This window comes from Peribacillus huizhouensis (assembly GCF_014138605.1).
Classification (GTDB): domain Bacteria; phylum Bacillota; class Bacilli; order Bacillales; family DSM-1321; genus Peribacillus; species Peribacillus huizhouensis.
In genome coordinates this window covers 51,760-70,854 of the sequence record NZ_JACJHX010000001.1, presented here as the reverse complement: position 1 = coordinate 70,854, position 19,095 = coordinate 51,760, and the positions used below count along the sequence as shown (strand labels likewise).

Here is a 19,095-nt window from a genome sequence, read left to right as displayed (position 1 = left end):
CTTTATAAAAAATCACTTTTATCCAGTAATAAAGGGCTGTAAAACCCCCACCTCAAGGCTTAGAGGAATCGAGGAAGCGGAGGTGGGGGTTAACTGCCCGTAAAAGCCCGATTGGTTCAACTAACAATCAGTGGGGGCTGAAGAAAACCCCCACCCATTGAAGTATCACTTTAACCTGCGATAGTCTTGTTTGGGTGGACTGTGGGAAACTACTTGAACACCTGAACCAATTGATTCCATTGGAAAATGCTCCATTACTCGTAATACGTAAGTAAATGGGCAGATGATAAAGGAGACGTCGCTTCGCATTATGGATTAAGTCATCCAGAAGCGAATGTCAGGGGATCAGTTTTAAAGTTTTACTTAATTATAGGAGTTGATTACACGTGGAATATGTAATTGAGATGCTCAATATTCGTAAAGAGTTCCCGGGCATAGTTGCAAATGATAATGTAACACTACAAGTAAAAAAAGGAGAAATACATGCTTTACTTGGGGAAAATGGAGCAGGGAAAACAACGTTAATGAACGTTCTTTTCGGCCTTTACCAGCCGGAAAAAGGAGAAATTCGTGTAAATGGTAAGCCAGTGAAAATTACAAATCCTAACATTGCCAACGAATTAGGAATCGGGATGGTGCACCAACATTTCATGCTTGTGGATCCTTTCACTGTCACAGAAAATATTATTCTTGGTAAAGAACCTTCAAAGGCTGGAAAAATTAATATAAAGGATGCCAGTAAAAAGGTAAGAGAGCTTTCTGAGAAATATCAACTTAGTGTCGATCCTGATGCAAAAATTAAAGATATTTCAGTAGGAATGCAGCAGCGTGTTGAAATCTTAAAAACGTTGTATCGCGGAGCTGAAATCTTGATTTTTGATGAACCCACAGCTGTACTGACACCACAAGAAATCAAAGAATTAATGTTGATTATGAAATCTCTTGTGAACGAAGGGAAATCGATTATTCTGATCACGCATAAATTGAAGGAAATTATGGAAGTTTGTGATCGAGTTACTGTTATGCGAAAAGGCGTAGGAATTGGCACAGTAAATGTTAGTGAATCAGATCCGAACTCTTTAGCAAGTCTGATGGTTGGAAGAGATGTTGTATTTAAAACAGAGAAAAAAGAAAGTGTTCCAACAGATGTTGTTTTAGATATTGATGGGATTAGTGTGAAGGATGCCCGTGGCATTCAAGTAGTAAACCAGTTAAATCTCGCTGTTAGAGCTGGTGAAATTGTCGGAATTGCTGGGATTGATGGCAATGGACAAACAGAATTAATCGAAGCGATTACTGGATTGAAAAAAACGATTAATGGTTCGATTAAAATAAACGGTAAAAACATTCAAAATTTAAAACCGAGAAAAATCAGTGAATCTGGTGTAGGACATATTCCGGAGGATCGTCATAAACATGGTTTAGTCTTGGATTATAGCATTGGTGAAAATATCGTCTTACAAACGTATTATCAAAAGCCGTTTTCTAAAACTGGAGTCTTAAATTATTCGAAGATTTATGATCAAGCCAGAAATATTATCGCGGAATACGATGTTAGAACTCCAAGTGAATATACACCTGCTCGTGCACTATCAGGTGGTAATCAGCAAAAAGCGATCATCGGACGTGAAGTAGATCGTAATCCTGATCTATTGATTGCTGCACAACCGACACGTGGTCTTGATGTTGGCGCGATTGAGTTCATTCATAAACGTTTAATCGAACAACGGGATAATGGGAAAGCTGTTTTACTTATTTCATTTGAACTTGACGAAATCTTGAATGTTAGTGATCGAGTTGCTGTTATTTATGAAGGAGAAATTGTTGCTATCGTCAACCCAAGAGAAACAACTGAGCAAGAGCTAGGATTGATGATGGCAGGAAGCAAGCGTATGGAAGCAGGTGACAAATCTCGTGGTTAAAAAAATGTTTGGTTTATTAATACCCGTTTTATCGGTTGTGCTAGGCTTATTAGCAGGAGCTATCATCATGCTTGTTAGTGGATATAATCCAGTTGACGCATATATGGCCTTATTTTTTGGGATATTTGGTGATTCATATTTTCTCGGGGAAGCGATCCGAACAGTTACGCCGTACATTCTTGCTGGTTTAGCTGTAGCATTTGCTTTTAGAACAGGTCTATTCAATATTGGTGTTGAAGGTCAGCTTATTGTCGGTTGGTTGGCAGCTGTTTGGGTGGGAATAACTTTTGAACTACCAATGCTGATTCATTTGCCGCTTGCTATTCTTGCTGGTGGATTAGCAGGAGCTGTATGGGCATTTATACCTGGTTTATTAAAAGCCAAATTCAGAGTACATGAAGTAATTGTATCGATTATGTTAAATTACACGGCTCTTCATGTGACCAATTATATTATTTCCTATGTGTTAACTGATAAATTAGACAAGACAAATAATATCTTTGAAACAGCAACACTAAGGTCGCCATTATTATCTGGATTAACGGATGGATCCCGCCTTCACTGGGGAATCATTGTTGCGATAATCTGTGCTATCATTATGTGGTTTATTCTTGAGAAAACGACAACTGGATTTGAACTGAAAGCAGTTGGTTTTAACCAACATGCATCTGAATATGCTGGAATGAATGTAAACCGGAACATTATGATGTCAATGGTTATATCAGGAGTATTTGCTGGATTTGCTGGTGCAATGGAAGGACTCGGCACATTTGGTTATGCTTCGATTAAAAGCGGATTTACCGGAATTGGTTTTGATGGAATTGCTGTTGCCCTTTTAGGTGCTAATACAGCAATAGGAGTTGTACTAGCTGCATTTTTATTCGGTGGTTTAAAAGCAGGAGCCCTGAATATACCCGTTGAGACGCCGATTCCAAACGAGATCGTAGACATCGTCATTGCTTTGATCGTCTTCTTTGTTGCATCTAGCTATTTCATTCGCTGGATCTTAAACCGAATTAATAAAAAGGGGGTGAAATAAGTGGATTTTTATCAAGTACTGCAAATTATTGTTCCATCGATGATTGGTCTAGCAGCTCCACTTATCTTCACTGCGCTTGGCGGTGTGTTTTCAGAACGTTCAGGTGTTGTCAATATTGGTTTAGAAGGTTTAATGGTAATTGGTGCATTTACAGGTATTGTGTTTAACCTGACATTTGCTGATGTATTTGGAGCTGCTACCCCTTGGGTCGCTGTGCTAGTCGCTATGGTTGCAGGAACAATTTTTTCCCTCTTGCATGCTGTAGCATCGATTACGTTTCGCGCTGATCAAACGGTCAGTGGGGTTGCTATTAATTTATTAGCTATTGGCCTTACCCTTTTCTTAGTTAAAAAACTTTATGGAAAAGGCCAAACAGACATGGTTACAGAAAATTTTGATCGTGTTGATATCAAATTCTTAAGCGATATTCCGTTTATCGGTAAAATATTTTTCTCAAACGGGTATTATATCTCCTATATTGCGATTATTTTAGCAATTATTGTTTGGTATGTAATATTTAAAACACCATTTGGATTACGTATTCGGGCTGTTGGAGAGCATCCAATGGCTGCAGATACTATGGGGGTTAATGTCGCAAAAATTCGTTACGCAGGTGTCCTTTTATCAGGTGCATTTGCTGGAATCGGCGGAGCAGTCCATGCCATGACAGTATCCAATGAATTCAGCCATACGACCATAAATGGCCAAGGGTTTATGGCAATTGCTGCGATGATCTTCGGTAAATGGCATCCAATTGGCGCAATGGGAGCAGGACTATTCTTTGGTTTAGCTCAAAGTTTAAGTATTGTTGGAGCTAGTTTGCCATTTTTTAAAGATATCCCAGCTGTCTATTTATTGATAGCTCCATATGTGTTAACCGTTATTGCATTAACTGGATTTATCGGACGTGCAGACGCTCCGAAAGCATCAGGTCTGCCTTATATTAAAGGAAAAAGATAATAATTAATTGAACCCCAGTCACATTAATAAATGTGACTGGGTTTTTTTATTGATCATAGTACTTTATGTCATTAACATATTTTAAATATCCGTATCAAGTACCTACTCCGTGGTAGCTGTTTCTATTATTAATAAGGCAATGTTAAAGCTCGTTGTTGATTTTAGCACTTTGTTGATTGAAGGGGAAGGCGTGAGACTCTCGCTTAGAAAAGCGAGTCAAAGGGAGAGCCCACAGGCGCATTGCACCGAGGAGGCTCCCGGACCGCCCGTGGAAAGCGAACGCCTCTCGCTGCAATCTACAGGAAAGTTTATGGGAGCCATTAATAAAAATAGTATAAAAGCTTAAAAATAAATATAAAAAAACATGTTACTTGCATGAATTTTCTTATTCAAGGTATATTTTAGAAGAAGAGAAAAGTTATTGAAGAAAAATCGTATGCGGTCAATTTCGTCTAACAGGTTTAAAAGCACTTAAACTAACAAACAATATAAAGATAAAAAATGAATGAGGAGGACTATTTAATGGGAATCTCTCTTGACACAATAAAGAAAAACCCTGGCTATTCCGTGCATATCGTTAAAACAGCTCAATACAAAACGAATACACTTGTACTAAAAATGAAAGCACCGCTTAAACATGAAACAGCGACATATCGTTCATTGCTTCCGTATATATTACAAAGTAATACAGCTACATACAAATCGACACCATTATTACGTTCGTATTTGGATGAATTATACGGAGCGAGCTTTTATGTAGATGTTGCCAAAAAAGGGGAATATCAAATCATTAGTTTTGTTCTTGAAATAGCCAATGAAAAATTCCTTCATAATTCTGAGCCTTTATTAGAAAAAGGAATTGCCTTCTTAGCAGATGTTCTATTTAATCCTAACAAGGATGGCGAAAGTTTTGATGTAGCTACGTTTAATAATGAAAAAAGATCGCTTCAACAGAGAATTCAATCCATTTATGATGACAAAATGAGGTATGCAACGACTCGCCTGGTGGAAGTTATGTGTGATGATGAACCATATGGTATTGATGCATCGGGTGATGTCGAGTCATTAGGCAGCATTACAAAAGAATCATTGTATAGTTATTATAAAAAAGCACTTTTAGAAGATGAAATGGATGTTTATGTAATAGGCGATATTAATGAAGTAGAAGTTCATAAGCTAATCGATCAGCATTTCAAGCTTCCTAACCGTGAGCCTGTAAGAATGAAAAGTGAGCAGAAAAAGGTAAGCGAAGTGAAGGAAAAGATAGAGGAAATGGATGTTAAACAAGGGAAATTAAATATCGGATATCGCACGCATATTGTATATGGAGACCCTGAATATTATGCTTTACAAGTCTTTAATGGAATATTCGGTGGCTTTTCACATTCGAAACTTTTTATAAATGTCAGAGAGAAAGCGAGTTTGGCATATTATGCGGCATCTCGTCTAGAAAGCCATAAAGGCTTGCTAATGGTAATGTCGGGCATTGAATCAGCCAATTATGATCAGGCTGTTAACATTATTCACGAGCAAATGAATGATATGAAACAGGGGAATTTCACTGATGAGGAATTATCTCAAACAAAAGCTGTAATCAAAAATCAACTATTAGAAACAGTTGATTCAGCTCGCGGTCTCGTAGAAATACTTTACCATAATGTTGTTTCTGGTTATGCAGTTTCTTTGGAAGAATGGCTGAAAAAAACAGAAGCAATTACTAAAGAGGAAATTGTAGCAGTTGCCCAAAAGGTTGAATTAGATACCATTTATTTCATGAAAGGAACGGAGGTGTAAATTATGGAGAAAATAACATTTGAACAACTTCAAGAAGATATATTCCATGAAAAAATGACGAACGGACTGGAAGTATTTATTTTACCAAAGAAAGGATTCAATAAATCTTTTGCGACTTTCACAACGAAATATGGTTCGATTGATAATCGTTTTATTCCACTAGGTAAAGAAGACTATGCAAAGGTACCAGATGGCATCGCGCATTTTCTTGAGCATAAGCTATTTGAAAAAGAAGATGGAGACGTATTTCAACAGTTTAGTAAACAAGGTGCCTCTGCCAATGCCTTTACCTCTTTTACACGAACGGCATACCTTTTCTCAAGTACTGCAGACTTTGACCTTAACTTAAAGACACTGATTGACTTTGTGCAAGATCCTTATTTTTCTGAGAAAACAGTGGAAAAGGAAAAAGGAATTATTGGTCAAGAAATTAAGATGTATGATGATAATCCTGACTGGCGGCTTTATTTTGGCACCATCGAAAACATGTACCATAACCATCCGGTGAAAATTGATATTGCTGGAACAGTTGAAACTATTGCCGAAATTACGAAAGATTTACTTTATGAGTGTTATGAAACCTTTTATCATCCGAGCAATATGTTATTGTTTATTGTTGGACCTGTAGAGCCAGAAGAAATTATGGAGAAAATCCGCAACAATCAAGACGGTAAGGAGTTTCAACCGCCTCAAGAAATTAAACGCCAATTTGAAACGGAGCCTTCAGATGTAGCGATGAAAGACCGAACATTACACATGAGTGTTCAAACACCGAAAATTATGCTTGGAATTAAGTCGCCAGATCCTGATTTAAGTGGTCAAGAGTTATTAAAAAAAGAATTAACTGTAAGCATCTTGCTTGAAATGTTATTAGGAAAAAGCTCGCCTATTCATGAAGAACTGTATATGAACGGGTTGATTGATCAAACATTTTCCTATGACTTTACCCAAGAGGCTGGCTTTGGATTTGCGTTAATCGGTGGAGATACGAAACATCCTGATGAATTAACAGCAAAGTTGAAACAAATTCTGTTTGAGGCAAAAACAGGGAAAGGAATTAGTGAAGAAAGCATGAAACGAGTGATCAAAAAACGAATTGGCTTGTTTTTACGTTCACTAAATTCCCCAGAATATATCGCTAATCAATTTACGCGATATGCATTTAATGATATGAATTTATTTGATGTTGTACCAGTGCTAGAACAAATTGAGTTTAAGGATGTTAAGGCTACTACTGAAAAATTGATTGATGAAAAATTTATTACGGTTTGTCAAGTATTGCCTAAATAAGTTTTTTGAGAATGGCTCATACAAATGATTTTTCATTGTATGAGCTGTTCTCTTTTTGAAGTGGTTCAAGGAGGAAATTAAGATGGAAAAACGGTTTGCACTTATTACAGGAGCAAGCGGGGGAATCGGGAGTGCAATTGCAAGGAAGCTTGCAGCAGAAAATTACTCATTGTATCTCCATTACAATCGTAATGAGGAAGCAATTGTTGCACTTATTAAGGAATTATCATCTTATGATATCGAACTTATTCCCATACAAGCTGATTTAGGCGAAGTAGATGGATATAAACATTTATGTAATCAAATTTTCTCTTTACATACGATTGTTTTAAATAGCGGCAATAGTTTTTATGGCTTAATAACTGATATGACTGATTCCACTGTTGCTCAAATGATTCAACTTCATGTGACAAGCCCTTTTCAGCTAACAAGAAACTTACTCCCTAAACTAATGAGTAATAGAGGTTCAATCGTCGCAGTTACATCAATATGGGGACAAACGGGTAGCGCATGTGAAGTGTTGTACTCGATGGTCAAGGGAGGCCAAAATGCTTTTATTAAAGCATTGAGTAAAGAAACAGCTTTAAATGGTGTCAGGGTCAATGCTGTCGCGCCGGGAGCAGTTTCAACGACCATGCTAGAATCTTTTACAGAAGAGGAACTTGAGATTTTACAGGGAGACATTCCAATGGGAAGAATCGGTGAAGCAAATGAAATTGCTGATGTTGTCTCCTTTCTCCTTTCTCAAAAAGCCTCTTATATGACGGGACAAATCATAGGGGTAAATGGTGGCTGGTACATGTGACTTGTTTGCATAAAAAATTATCGATTGTCACATGCTAACATGGTACCAATAAATGAAAGGATGATATCAATGTCTGTATTAGAAAATTGGGATCAATGGAAAGATTTCTTAGGAGACAGATTGAATCAAGGGGAAAAGCAAGGCCTTTCCCAAGATGCAATAACTGGTTTGGCAGTTGAGATTGGGGATTATCTGGCGAAACAAGTAGATCCCAAAAACGATCAAGAACGTGTATTATCTGATCTGTGGTCGGTAGCAAATGAAGATGAGAAGCATGCGATCGCCTGCTTAATGGTTAAATTGGTCGACAACAACGGTATTTCTAGCTAAACACATAAAGGATGATTCAAAAGTTTTGTACCTCATTTTTGAGGGATCTACTAATTGAATCATCCTTTTTTTCTGTAGAAAAAGGGAGGTCTTCGTAAAACCAGCCTCGCACCGCCTCCTTCATAATCCCGCATTTGACGGGCATTAAAACCCCACCAAGGCTTAGAGGAATTGAGGAGGAGAACTTGACTATAAAAGCCCGATTTGTGAGTTACAGTGAAACTTATCGATGCGTGAGCAGAGGTAAAGTTTGCTCCCACAGGATGTGGGTCACACAGACGTTGTCGCAGGATGCGGTGCACTTAGTCTGTGATTCATTGATTCGGGTTCATAAAGTCGTTTTATCGAAGAGGAGATATTACAATCAGTGGGGGAAGAAGAAAACGCCCACTATTGAAGTTTCATTTATAGAACCTGAACTTTTTTCATCGTTGGGCTTTAGAGTAGATGCTTATGGATGTTTTGTACATATTAATTGCCAAGATTGTATAAAGCTTAATCTTATGTTAAGTAAAACAAAGGTTTTCCCTTTTAACTTTTACTAAAATGCTATATTATAGAGACAAGATAAATCTACTTTTATGAAATCGATGTTCTAAAAGAAAAGGCAATGTTAAAGCTCGTTGTTGTTTTCGGCACTATGTTGATTGGAGCGGAATGGTGAGACTCCTGCGGAAAAAAGCGAGTCAAAGGGAGACAACACAGGCGCACAGCGCCGAGGAGGCTTCCGGACACCCGCGGAAAGCGAATGCCTCTCGTTGCAATCAATAGGCAAATTTAACAGAGCCAAAGAAAAAATCCCTTCTTCATTGATAAATTGCGTAATCTTTAAATATGATAAAAAGTCTAGGTTCCCCTTTCGTGATAAGGAGTGAGTATATTGGAGAATAAAGAATGGTATTTTGAATATGAAATACAAAAAAATAGACCGGGTTTATTAGGGGATATTTCTTCATTGCTTGGTATGCTATCTATTAATATTGTAGCGATAAATGGAGTCGATGAAGGGAGAAGGGGCTTGCTTTTGCTTGCTAATGACAGCAGAAATATTGAGAGGTTTGAGTCAATTTTATCTACAATGGATACAATAAAAGTAATAAAGCTGAGAGAACCGCATGTACTTGACAAGCTAGCTGTTAGACATGGCAGATACATACAAAGGGATGCAGATGAAAAAAATACATTTCGTTTCGTGAGGGATGATTTAGGGATTCTAGTTGATTTTATGGCTGAACTATTCAAACAGGAAGGACATAAATTGATTGGGATTCGTGGAATGCCGAGGGTTGGGAAAACGGAATCGATTGTTGCATCTAGTGTTTGTGCGAATAAGCGCTGGTTATTTGTATCTTCCACCCTTCTTAAACAAACGATTCGCAGTCAACTAATTGAAGATGAGTACAATAATAATAATATTTTTATATTAGACGGTATTGTTTCGACAAGACGAGCCAATGAGAGGCACTGGCAGTTGATACGGGAAATTATGAGGTTAAATGCAGTGAAAGTGATTGAACATCCAGATATATTTGTTCAAAATTCAGAGTACAAACTTGAGGATTTTGATTACATTATTGAATTAAGAAATACTCCTGATGAAGAGATTACATACGAAGTAGTAAACCAAAATGATCAATTACAAGGTTCGGAATTTGGTTCATTTGATTTTTAATTTGGCAGGTGTTTGATTTGACGGAATTAGGTAACAGATTAAAGGAAGCTAGGGAAAAAAAGGGCTTAAGTCTAGATGACTTACAAGAAGCTACAAAGATTCAAAAACGTTATTTGATAGGGATCGAAGAAGGAAATTATTCGATGATGCCAGGGCAGTTTTATGTTCGGGCGTTTATTAAACAATATTGTGAAGCGGTAGAACTTGAACCAGAGGAGATTTTTGATCAGTATAAAAATGAGGTTCCTGCCATTTATCATGATGATTTACCAGAGTTATCACGTGTTCAATCAAGGAAATCGCTATCACCAACAAGTTCGAAAGCAATGGAGCTATTTCCGAAAATATTAGGAATATTATTTTTCGTTGGAATCATAGTCTTAATTTATTTCTTATATTTGAAATTTGCTCCAAATGAAAAGCCAAAGGTAGTTGATGATAGTACAGGAGTTGTGGATCACGGACAACCTGATAATTCACCATTAAATAAAGGTAGTAATCCTGATGCTAATAAAGACAAAAACACGGATAAAACAGATAAGAGCAAAGAGGATGAACCAGTAAAAGAAGAGGATGTTGTAGAAACACCAACTCAGGAATTAGCGATGGTTAGTACTAGTGGCTCAAACAGCATATATGCACTGAAAAACGCTGCAACTTTTAAATTGAAAGTTGTTTCTACAGGCGAAGCATGGGTTAAAGTGAAAAACGGCAGTGGACAGACACTTTTTAACGGACTTATAAAATCTGGAGAAGCAAAAGAAATTGATGCAACCAATGAATCCGAAGTAGTCATCCGCACAGGCAGAGCCTATGAAACCGAGATTTTTGCTAATGATCAAAAACTTGAATATGCCATTTCTCCAACAGAGAAAGACGTTCAAAATGTAACGATACAATTTACAAAAGCTGAATAGTCATCTTTATGATGGCTATTTTTCGCTTGTGATATAAAGTAATCAATCTTATGCTATTCAATTTTGGAGGGTACTATAGTGAATTTACCAAATAAAATAACAATATCGAGAATTATCTTAATACCTATTTTTGTGATTATTATGCTCGTACCTTTTTCTTGGGGAGAGATGAGACTAGGGGACTACACTCTTCCAGTTAATCACTTGGTAGGAACTCTGCTTTTTATTCTGGCTGCGTCAACAGACTGGGTGGATGGACACTATGCCCGCAAATTTAATATGGTTACAAACCTTGGGAAATTTCTCGATCCTCTTGCTGACAAATTACTCGTTTCAGCAGCTTTAATCGTATTAATTGATTTGGATTTAATGTACAATCAGTCATGGATCGCTATTGTCATTATTAGTAGAGAATTTGCCGTTACAGGCTTGAGGCTTGTACTTGCGGGAACGGGTGAAGTAGTTGCCGCTGACATTTTAGGAAAAATAAAAATGTGGGCACAAATTGTAGCCATTTCAGCTTTATTATTACATAATATTCCTTTTGTATTAATTTCATTTCCATTCGCTAACATTACTTTATGGATTGCGTTAGTTTTTACTGTTTGGTCTGGATGGGATTATTTCGCAAAAAACAAAGCTGTATTTATTAATTCTAAGTAATCGAATTTGTGGGGGATGAGCATGAACGCAGAAATCATTGCGGTTGGATCTGAATTACTACTTGGTCAAATTGCCAATACGAATGGAAAGTTTTTATCCAAGCAACTAGCAGAAATAGGAATTAACGTTTATTTTCATACTGTCGTAGGGGATAATAGTGAACGACTTCAATCTGTTATTGAGATTGCGGAATCTCGTGCTGACTTAATTATTTTTACAGGCGGACTTGGACCAACAAAAGACGATTTGACGAAAGAAACGATTGCCCGTCATTTAGGAAAAAATCTTGTTTTTGACAATCATGCTTTAACAGCTATCCAAGCTTATTTTTCAAAAACTGGACGGGTGATGACAGAGAATAACAAAAAGCAGGCCCTCATTTTAGAACATGCAGAAGTACTTGCAAATGATCATGGTATGGCCCCAGGCATGATTCTTACTTTAAAGGATAAGACATATATGTTGTTGCCTGGACCTCCAAAAGAGTTGGAGCCTATGTTCTTAACTTATGGCTATAAAAAATTAATGGAAAAACTAGATAAACAAGAACGCATTGAATCAAAGGTACTGCGATTTTTTGGAATTGGAGAGTCATTGTTAGAAACGAAAATTGATGATTTGCTTGAAAATCAAACCAATCCAACGATTGCTCCGCTTGCAGGTGATGGTGAAGTAACGCTAAGGATTACTGCAAAACATGAATCAATAGAAATATGTAATCAGCTGATTAGTGAAGTGGAAACGGAAATAATGAAACGTGTGGGAGACTTTTACTATGGAAGTGAACAGACTTCATTAATTAAGGAATTAGTAAAAGAGTTAACTGCAAGAGGTATGTCAATTGCCGCTGCTGAAAGTTTGACCGGTGGGATGTTCCAAGAGCAGCTAACGACCATTCCAGGAGCTGGTAAAGTCTTTAAAGGAGGGATCGTTAGTTATACAAATGAAGCTAAGTCTAATTTGCTTCAAATTCGTGATGAAACCATCTCTGGATCTGGTGTCATAAGTGAGCAATGTGCAATCGAGATGGCCGAAAATATTCGAACACAGCTCGATGCAGATGTTGGAATTAGCTTTACCGGAGTAGCTGGTCCAGATGAACAGGAATCTAAGCCAGTAGGAACCGTCTTTATAGGTATAGCTTTCCGTAATGGAGATTCGAAGGTTGAGAAACTAAATCTCTCTGGTAGCAGAACACAAATTAGAATACGAAGTGTAAAATACGGCTGCCATTATTTATTGAATCATCTTTCTAACTAATTTTCTAAGAGGGTGTCTTAAAAGGTGAATTTTGCTTTTTTAGACATTCTCTTTTTATTTTTGATGGAAAATAATGTTGTTATATAAAAAAGTCCTTAATATTGCATCATTATATAATATAGCCTTAGTATACAAGAAGATTAAAATTTCATTATTAAAGCATATATTAATTAGAAATAGAATTTTTGCTAGACAGAAATGTAGTTTTTAAGTTATTATAGCTTTAGAAATAAACGAATGAATGTTCGTTTTTTCCTTGGCAAATGCAAGGAAAAAGTATATAGTAGAGATAGACATTTGAAAGGGAATGAAGCGAGCATTTCTCCCCCTTCTTTTTTATAAGTCGAAATAGTATAGAAGTTTTTTGATATTTTACCTGGCAATCTAAGCCTGGGACGAGCTATTGTTTAATAAAATTATTATCTAATCAGCCAAGCTGATTAACCTATAGAGGAGGAACTTAAGTGAGCGATCGTCAAGCGGCACTAGAAATGGCATTGAAACAAATTGAAAAACAATTTGGTAAAGGTTCCATCATGAAGTTAGGAGAACAAACAGACAGAAGAATCTCAACAATTTCAAGCGGATCATTAGCATTGGATGTAGCTTTAGGAGTAGGTGGATACCCTCGAGGCAGGGTTATTGAAGTATATGGTCCGGAAAGCTCAGGTAAAACAACGGTATCCTTACATGCGATTGCAGAGGTTCAGGCTAATGGTGGTACTGCTGCGTTTATTGATGCAGAGCACGCACTAGACCCTGATTACGCACAGAAACTCGGAGTCAACATTGATGAATTATTATTGTCACAGCCAGACACTGGTGAACAGGCACTTGAAATTGCAGAAGCATTGGTCAGAAGTGGTGCGGTAGATATTATTGTCATTGACTCTGTAGCTGCGCTCGTTCCTAAAGCTGAAATTGAAGGTGAGATGGGAGATTCTCATATGGGTCTTCAAGCTAGAATGATGTCACAGGCGTTGAGAAAACTATCTGGTGCAATTAATAAATCCAATACGATTGCTGTTTTCATTAACCAAGTTCGTGAAAAGATTGGTGTAATGTTTGGAAATCCTGAGACAACTCCAGGCGGACGTGCATTGAAGTTTTATTCATCAGTAAGACTTGAAGTGCGCCGCGCAGAACAATTGAAGCAAGGCAGTGACATTGTTGGTAACAAAACAAAAATTAAAGTTGTTAAAAACAAGGTAGCGCCGCCATTTAAGCAAGCTGAAGTAGATATTATGTATGGTGAAGGTATTTCTAGAGAAGGTGAAATCATCGATATGGGATCTGAATTAGATATCGTTGAAAAAAGTGGATCATGGTATTCGTATAACGGTGAAAGACTAGGGCAAGGCCGTGAAAATGCTAAGCTTTTCTTAAAAGAAAACAAAACTATTAAACTTGAAATCGCACAGAAAATTCGCGATCATTATAATCTAGATGGTGTACATGTATTACCTGCAGATAGTGAGAAAGAACAGGAAGAAATGAGCCTGCTCGATTAATTGTGTTAAAGTAAAGAAGCTTGTTGATATGAACTTTAACCCGAATAATGGACACTTATAAAAAAGTGCCATATATTCGGGTTTTTCTATGTCCTAAGACAGAAAACCCGTTTATAATAAAAGCAATTATTGTAGACGGAGGATTTACATGAGTAAGAACCTATTTACGGAATTTCAAACTAAAGAGTTAGAGAAGAATCCTAACGCTTTACGTGTTTATGAACGTTCATTTCTTATGTTCCTGACTTTAAAGTAAAGGCTGTAATGGAATATCGAAGTGGGAAATTACCTTCTCAAATCTTTATCGAAAATGGTTTTAATCTTGAGTTGATCGGTAAAAACCAACCAAAAAGATGTCTTCAAAGGTGGCGCGACACCTTTGAGAAATTTGGTGAAGTTGGGCTTCAGTCAGATCGTAGAGGAAAGTCCAGTACAGGACGCCCTTCATCAAAGGAACTATCTGCTGAAGAAAAGCTCAAAAAGGCTGAAGCCAGAGTAAAATTCTTAGAAGCTAAAATGACTTCTTAAAAAAGCTAGAGGATATAGAATGGCAGGCGTTGAGGGAAAAACATTATTAACACGATCAGCGAAATATCAACTTATCGAGCAAAGCATTCGTCAACACCAATTAAAAACCTCAGTAAGTTTTCTATGTGGGCTAGCTGGCGTAAGTAGAAGTGGGTATTATGCTTGGTTAAAGGCTGTCTCGATTCGCCAACGTAAAGATGAAGAAGATCAAAAGGACATTAAATTAATCCAATACATTTTCAATCAGAAAAAACAAAAAGTAGGGGCACTACAAATTAAAATGATCTTAGAAAATGATTATTTTGTTGTAATGAATCATAAGAAAATTAGACGGTTAATACGTACATTGCAACTTATTGCAAAGGTTAGAATGGCAAAGGCAGCACAAGAACATCGGACATGCCCTAACCTCTTAAATCGTGAATTTAATCAAGACGAGCCAGTGAATGTTATTAACGGATATCACTGATCTGTATTATGTGCATGGACAAAAAGCCTATTTCCTGTGTTAAGGATGGCAGCACAAATGAAATACTTGCCCATCATCTGTTTTGTCTATAAAACTTTGGAAAAGTTTAATGAAACTACATAGAAACATTTTCAGCCAGGAGCTATCCTGCATTCGGACCAGGGTTTCCATTACACTCATCCCCTCTTTCAAGAGAAAGTAAAGAAACTAAGAATGACTCAATCAATGTCTCGTAATGGGAATTGTTGGGATAATGCTCCGATGGAATCGTTCTTTGGCCTTTTTATTGATGAAGTCGATTATAAAGAAAGTAGTAGTTTAAATGAATTAAAGCATATAATGGATTCTTACATCGAGGAGTATAACAATCGTCGTTACCAGTGGGGATTGAAAAAGATGACCCAGGTTCAGTACCGAGGTCATCTAATCGCAGCATAGGACCTTTTATTAAACGGTCCATATTATGGGTTTCAGTTCAATAGCAAGCCTCTTTTTTAAATATATGGTTTATAATGGAAACTTTTGGTCAAAAATACTAGATAGTATCGCAAGAATATGTGGATGATAATGGAAAATTAATTAAGGGTATAAGTAATTTTCTAACTTTTTGGAACCGTTCCGAATATTCATGTATAGAGTCTTTGCAAACTCTTGACAATAAAATTTCTCAACTATACAATTAACATGTATATTTTACATTTTTTTAAATAAAGAATTTTGAAAAGCCAAGTGCTGTATATTGAAGACATGTACAATGTACTTGCCGACAGTTCAACTTTATTAAGTAAAAGTTCATAGCAAGGGGAGGTGAAACGATGGAACCTATTCAACTCATCATCTCCAGTTTGCTTGGCCTATTCGTCGGTGCAGTTGTTAGTTATTTTGTTTTTAAGAATATTACTCAAAACAAAATAGCAGGGGCGAGAAATTCTGCTGAACAAATTCTTGAAGATGCAAAAAGGGAAGCGGAAGCTCTAAAAAAAGAAGCCCTATTGGAAGCGAAAGATGATATTCATAAAACTCGTTCAGATGCCGAGCGTGAAATTCGAGAACGAAGATCTGAATTACAAAAACAAGAAAATCGATTATTACAAAAAGAAGAAAACCTTGACCGTAAAGATGAATCGTTAGATAAACGTGAAACTCTTTTGGAAAAGAAGGAAGATTCTCTTGACCAAAGACAACAGCATATTGAAGAGATGGAAAGCAAAGTGGATGAGATGGTTCGTAAGCAGCAAACAGAGCTTGAGCGTATTTCAAGCCTGACTCGTGATGAAGCGAAAGCCATTATTATTGATCGTATTGAAAATGAGCTGGCACACGATATTGCACTTATGGTTAAAGAAACAGAGAACCGCGCAAAAGAAGAAGCAGACAAAAAAGCAAAAGATATTCTCTCACTTGCAATTCAGCGTTGTGCTGCTGATCATGTTGCTGAGACCACCGTTTCAGTAGTCAATCTTCCAAACGATGAGATGAAGGGTCGTATTATTGGCCGAGAAGGCCGTAATATTAGAACTCTTGAGACGCTTACAGGAATCGACCTAATTATTGATGATACGCCTGAAGCAGTAATCTTATCTGGATTTGACCCAATTAGACGTGAAACAGCTCGTTTAGCTCTAGAAAAGCTTGTTCAGGATGGTCGTATCCATCCAGCACGAATTGAAGAAATGGTGGACAAAGCAAGGCGTGAAGTGGACGAGCACATCCGAGAGATAGGAGAGCAAACCACATTTGAAGTAAGTGTCCACGGACTTCATCCTGACCTTATTAAAATTCTGGGTCGTTTGAAATTCCGTACAAGCTATGGTCAAAACGTCTTAAAGCATTCTATAGAAGTTGCACAATTATCTGGCTTATTAGCTGCTGAATTAGGTGAAGATGAAACACTTGCACGTCGCGCTGGGCTTCTTCATGATATCGGCAAAGCGATTGACCATGAAGTGGAAGGTAGCCATGTAGAGATTGGTGTAGAATTGGCTACAAAATATAAAGAACACCCTGTCGTTATCAATAGTATTGCTTCTCATCATGGTGATACTGAACCGACATCGATTATTTCTGTACTAGTCGCTGCGGCAGATGCGTTATCAGCAGCTAGGCCGGGTGCTCGAAGTGAAACACTCGAAAACTATATTAGAAGGCTCGAAAAGTTAGAAGAGATTTCCGAATCTTATGATGGAGTGGAAAAATCATTTGCCATTCAAGCTGGTCGAGAAGTTCGAGTTATGGTTAAACCAGATCAAATTGATGATTTGGGGGCACATCGACTTGCTAGGGATATTCGTAAACGGATTGAAGAAGAGTTAGATTATCCAGGTCATATTAAAGTAACCGTGCTACGTGAAACGAGAGCAGTTGAATATGCGAAATAAACAAAGCGTTTGGGCCTTTTTAGGGTCCAACGCTTTGTTTTTCTTTTAGGCTATGTTTGAAGTTCACGATTGATTTTGGCGCAATGTTGATTGGAGCGCAAGGCGTGAGATTCCTGCTTAGAAAAGCTCCCGGACCGCCCGCGGAAACCGATCGCCTTTCGTTTCAGTCAGCAGGCAAGTTTAACAGAGCCTTCTTTTAAAGAATAAGCATACGTTTTACAATGTGTTTGCTGTCCGATACACCAAAACCTTATGGGGCAGTGCTATTTAATATGACCAATTTCTAGTAACTGCTAGGATAAAGTGGAACATGGCATTTGCGTTGTAATAGAGGTTTCTCTGGTAGATGAATGGTGGCATCGCTTTTAGAAAGTTCGGCAATGATATGTGGTACAATAGAACAGAATATTATCATTAAAGTTTGGTTTTAGAAAGGAATTAACTATGAAATTGCTTTTTGTTGGAGATGTAGTCGGTTCACCAGGAAGAGATATGGTGAAAGAATATTTACCGAAAATCAAGGAGAAATATCGACCGCAAATTACCATAATAAATGGGGAAAATGCTGCTGGGGGTCGTGGGATTACCGAGAAGATCTATCGGCAATTCCTTGAAGCTGGAGCGCAGGCAGTGACCCTTGGTAATCATGCTTGGGATAACCGTGAAATTTTTGAATTTATTGAATCTGCAAAGAATCTTGTACGCCCTGCGAATTTTCCAGAAGGAACTCCGGGTGCAGGGATAAAATATATCAAGTTAAATCAATTCGAGATTGCTGTCATTAACTTACAAGCAAGAACGTTTATGCCTGCTTTGGATTGCCCATTCACTAAAGCGGAAGAGCTTGTAGAAGAAGCTAGAAAGCGTACCCCAATAATTTTTGTTGATTTTCATGGAGAAGCTACAAGTGAGAAGCAAGCGATGGGTTGGTTCCTTGATGGGAAAGTGTCCGCAGTTGTTGGTACTCACACACATGTTCAAACGGCAGACAATCGAATTCTTCCCAAAGGCACAGCTTATTTATCTGACGTTGGGATGACAGGTCCATACGATGGTATTCTTGGAATGGAGAGAGACGCTGTTATTCATCGTTTTTTAACAAGTCTACCTGTACGTTTTGAAGTACCAAAAGAAGGAAGAACGATCTTAAGTGCAGTCATCATTGATGTTGATGAAAAAACTGGTAAAGCAAACAAAATAGATCGAATATTGATAAACGATGATCATCCATTTTTTCATTAAATTGAAACAGCCATGCGTAAGCGGGCTGTTTTTCACTTTGTCCGGCATTAACGGACAGTAACATCTTCATACTACGAATTTATGTAGAGAAATTTGAGGCATTTGAATAGAGAAAGCTGTCCGTAAAAGCCCGATTGATCGAAGCGAAAAGGGAAGATCTTAGCGACAGTAGAACGGGACTAACCGTTTGCGAAAGCCCGTCGCTAACAGAAGTTTCACTTTATTTTCCCTTCTTGTCATACCTGATTTTATTCATGAATATAGTAGCAGTGGATAGAGTCATACCTTTTGAGAAAATTTCAAATAGGTAAGGGA

The 19,095-nt window shown here is 37.5% G+C and carries 14 protein-coding genes and 1 pseudogene; all 15 read left to right on the top strand.

Going from position 1 to position 19,095, the window contains the following annotated elements; genetic code table 11:
- The first annotated feature begins 386 nt into the window (after positions 1–386).
- A complete protein-coding gene (locus HNP81_RS00325) occupies positions 387–1,922 on the top strand; it encodes a guanosine ABC transporter ATP-binding protein NupO (protein WP_028392782.1) in 1,536 nt (511 codons plus the stop codon).
- Positions 1,915–2,961 (top strand): ABC transporter permease, encoded by a 1,047-nt coding sequence (locus HNP81_RS00320; RefSeq protein ID WP_028392781.1) that lies wholly within the window; start codon positions 1,915–1,917, stop codon positions 2,959–2,961. Before HNP81_RS00325 ends, HNP81_RS00320 begins: the two co-directional genes overlap by 8 nt.
- Positions 2,962–3,921, top strand: a complete 960-nt coding sequence (locus HNP81_RS00315; protein ID WP_028392780.1) for an ABC transporter permease — start codon at positions 2,962–2,964, stop codon at positions 3,919–3,921.
- Positions 3,922–4,443: 522 nt separating this feature from the next.
- On the top strand, positions 4,444–5,715 hold the full coding sequence (yfmF, locus tag HNP81_RS00310) for an EF-P 5-aminopentanol modification-associated protein YfmF (RefSeq protein WP_182501240.1): 1,272 nt from the start codon (positions 4,444–4,446) through the stop codon (positions 5,713–5,715).
- Positions 5,716–5,718: 3 nt separating this feature from the next.
- Positions 5,719–7,005: an EF-P 5-aminopentanol modification-associated protein YfmH gene (gene yfmH, locus HNP81_RS00305; protein ID WP_182501239.1), complete on the top strand. Its 1,287-nt coding sequence runs from the start codon at positions 5,719–5,721 to the stop codon at positions 7,003–7,005.
- Between the two features lie 82 nt (positions 7,006–7,087).
- Complete coding sequence (gene ymfI / locus HNP81_RS00300; RefSeq protein WP_028392777.1) at positions 7,088–7,810, top strand: elongation factor P 5-aminopentanone reductase; 723 nt, start codon at positions 7,088–7,090, stop codon at positions 7,808–7,810.
- A gap of 69 nt (positions 7,811–7,879) precedes the next feature.
- Complete coding sequence (locus HNP81_RS00295; RefSeq protein WP_028392776.1) at positions 7,880–8,140, top strand: DUF3243 domain-containing protein; 261 nt, start codon at positions 7,880–7,882, stop codon at positions 8,138–8,140.
- Between the two features lie 880 nt (positions 8,141–9,020).
- Positions 9,021–9,812 carry a DUF3388 domain-containing protein gene (locus HNP81_RS00290; RefSeq protein WP_028392775.1) on the top strand — a complete coding sequence of 264 codons (792 nt, stop codon included), beginning with the start codon at positions 9,021–9,023 and terminating at the stop codon, positions 9,810–9,812.
- Between the two features lie 8 nt (positions 9,813–9,820).
- Positions 9,821–10,729 (top strand): helix-turn-helix domain-containing protein, encoded by a 909-nt coding sequence (locus tag HNP81_RS00285; RefSeq protein ID WP_312859634.1) that lies wholly within the window; start codon positions 9,821–9,823, stop codon positions 10,727–10,729.
- A 78-nt stretch (positions 10,730–10,807) separates the two neighbouring features.
- Positions 10,808–11,392, top strand: a complete 585-nt coding sequence (gene pgsA, locus HNP81_RS00280) for a CDP-diacylglycerol--glycerol-3-phosphate 3-phosphatidyltransferase (protein ID WP_028392773.1) — start codon at positions 10,808–10,810, stop codon at positions 11,390–11,392.
- Between the two features lie 21 nt (positions 11,393–11,413).
- Entirely contained in the window at positions 11,414–12,652 is a 1,239-nt protein-coding gene (locus tag HNP81_RS00275) for a competence/damage-inducible protein A (protein ID WP_028392772.1), read from the top strand.
- 464 nt (positions 12,653–13,116) lie between these two features.
- Entirely contained in the window at positions 13,117–14,163 is a 1,047-nt protein-coding gene (gene recA / locus HNP81_RS00270; RefSeq protein WP_028392771.1) for a recombinase RecA, read from the top strand.
- Positions 14,164–14,311: 148 nt separating this feature from the next.
- A pseudogene (locus HNP81_RS00265) lies at positions 14,312–15,598 on the top strand (IS3 family transposase).
- A gap of 377 nt (positions 15,599–15,975) precedes the next feature.
- On the top strand, positions 15,976–17,538 hold the full coding sequence (gene rny / locus HNP81_RS00260; RefSeq protein WP_028392770.1) for a ribonuclease Y: 1,563 nt from the start codon (positions 15,976–15,978) through the stop codon (positions 17,536–17,538).
- A gap of 444 nt (positions 17,539–17,982) precedes the next feature.
- Positions 17,983–18,780, top strand: a complete 798-nt coding sequence (gene ymdB, locus HNP81_RS00255; RefSeq protein ID WP_028392769.1) for a 2',3'-cyclic-nucleotide 2'-phosphodiesterase — start codon at positions 17,983–17,985, stop codon at positions 18,778–18,780.
- Positions 18,781–19,095 lie beyond the last annotated feature (315 nt).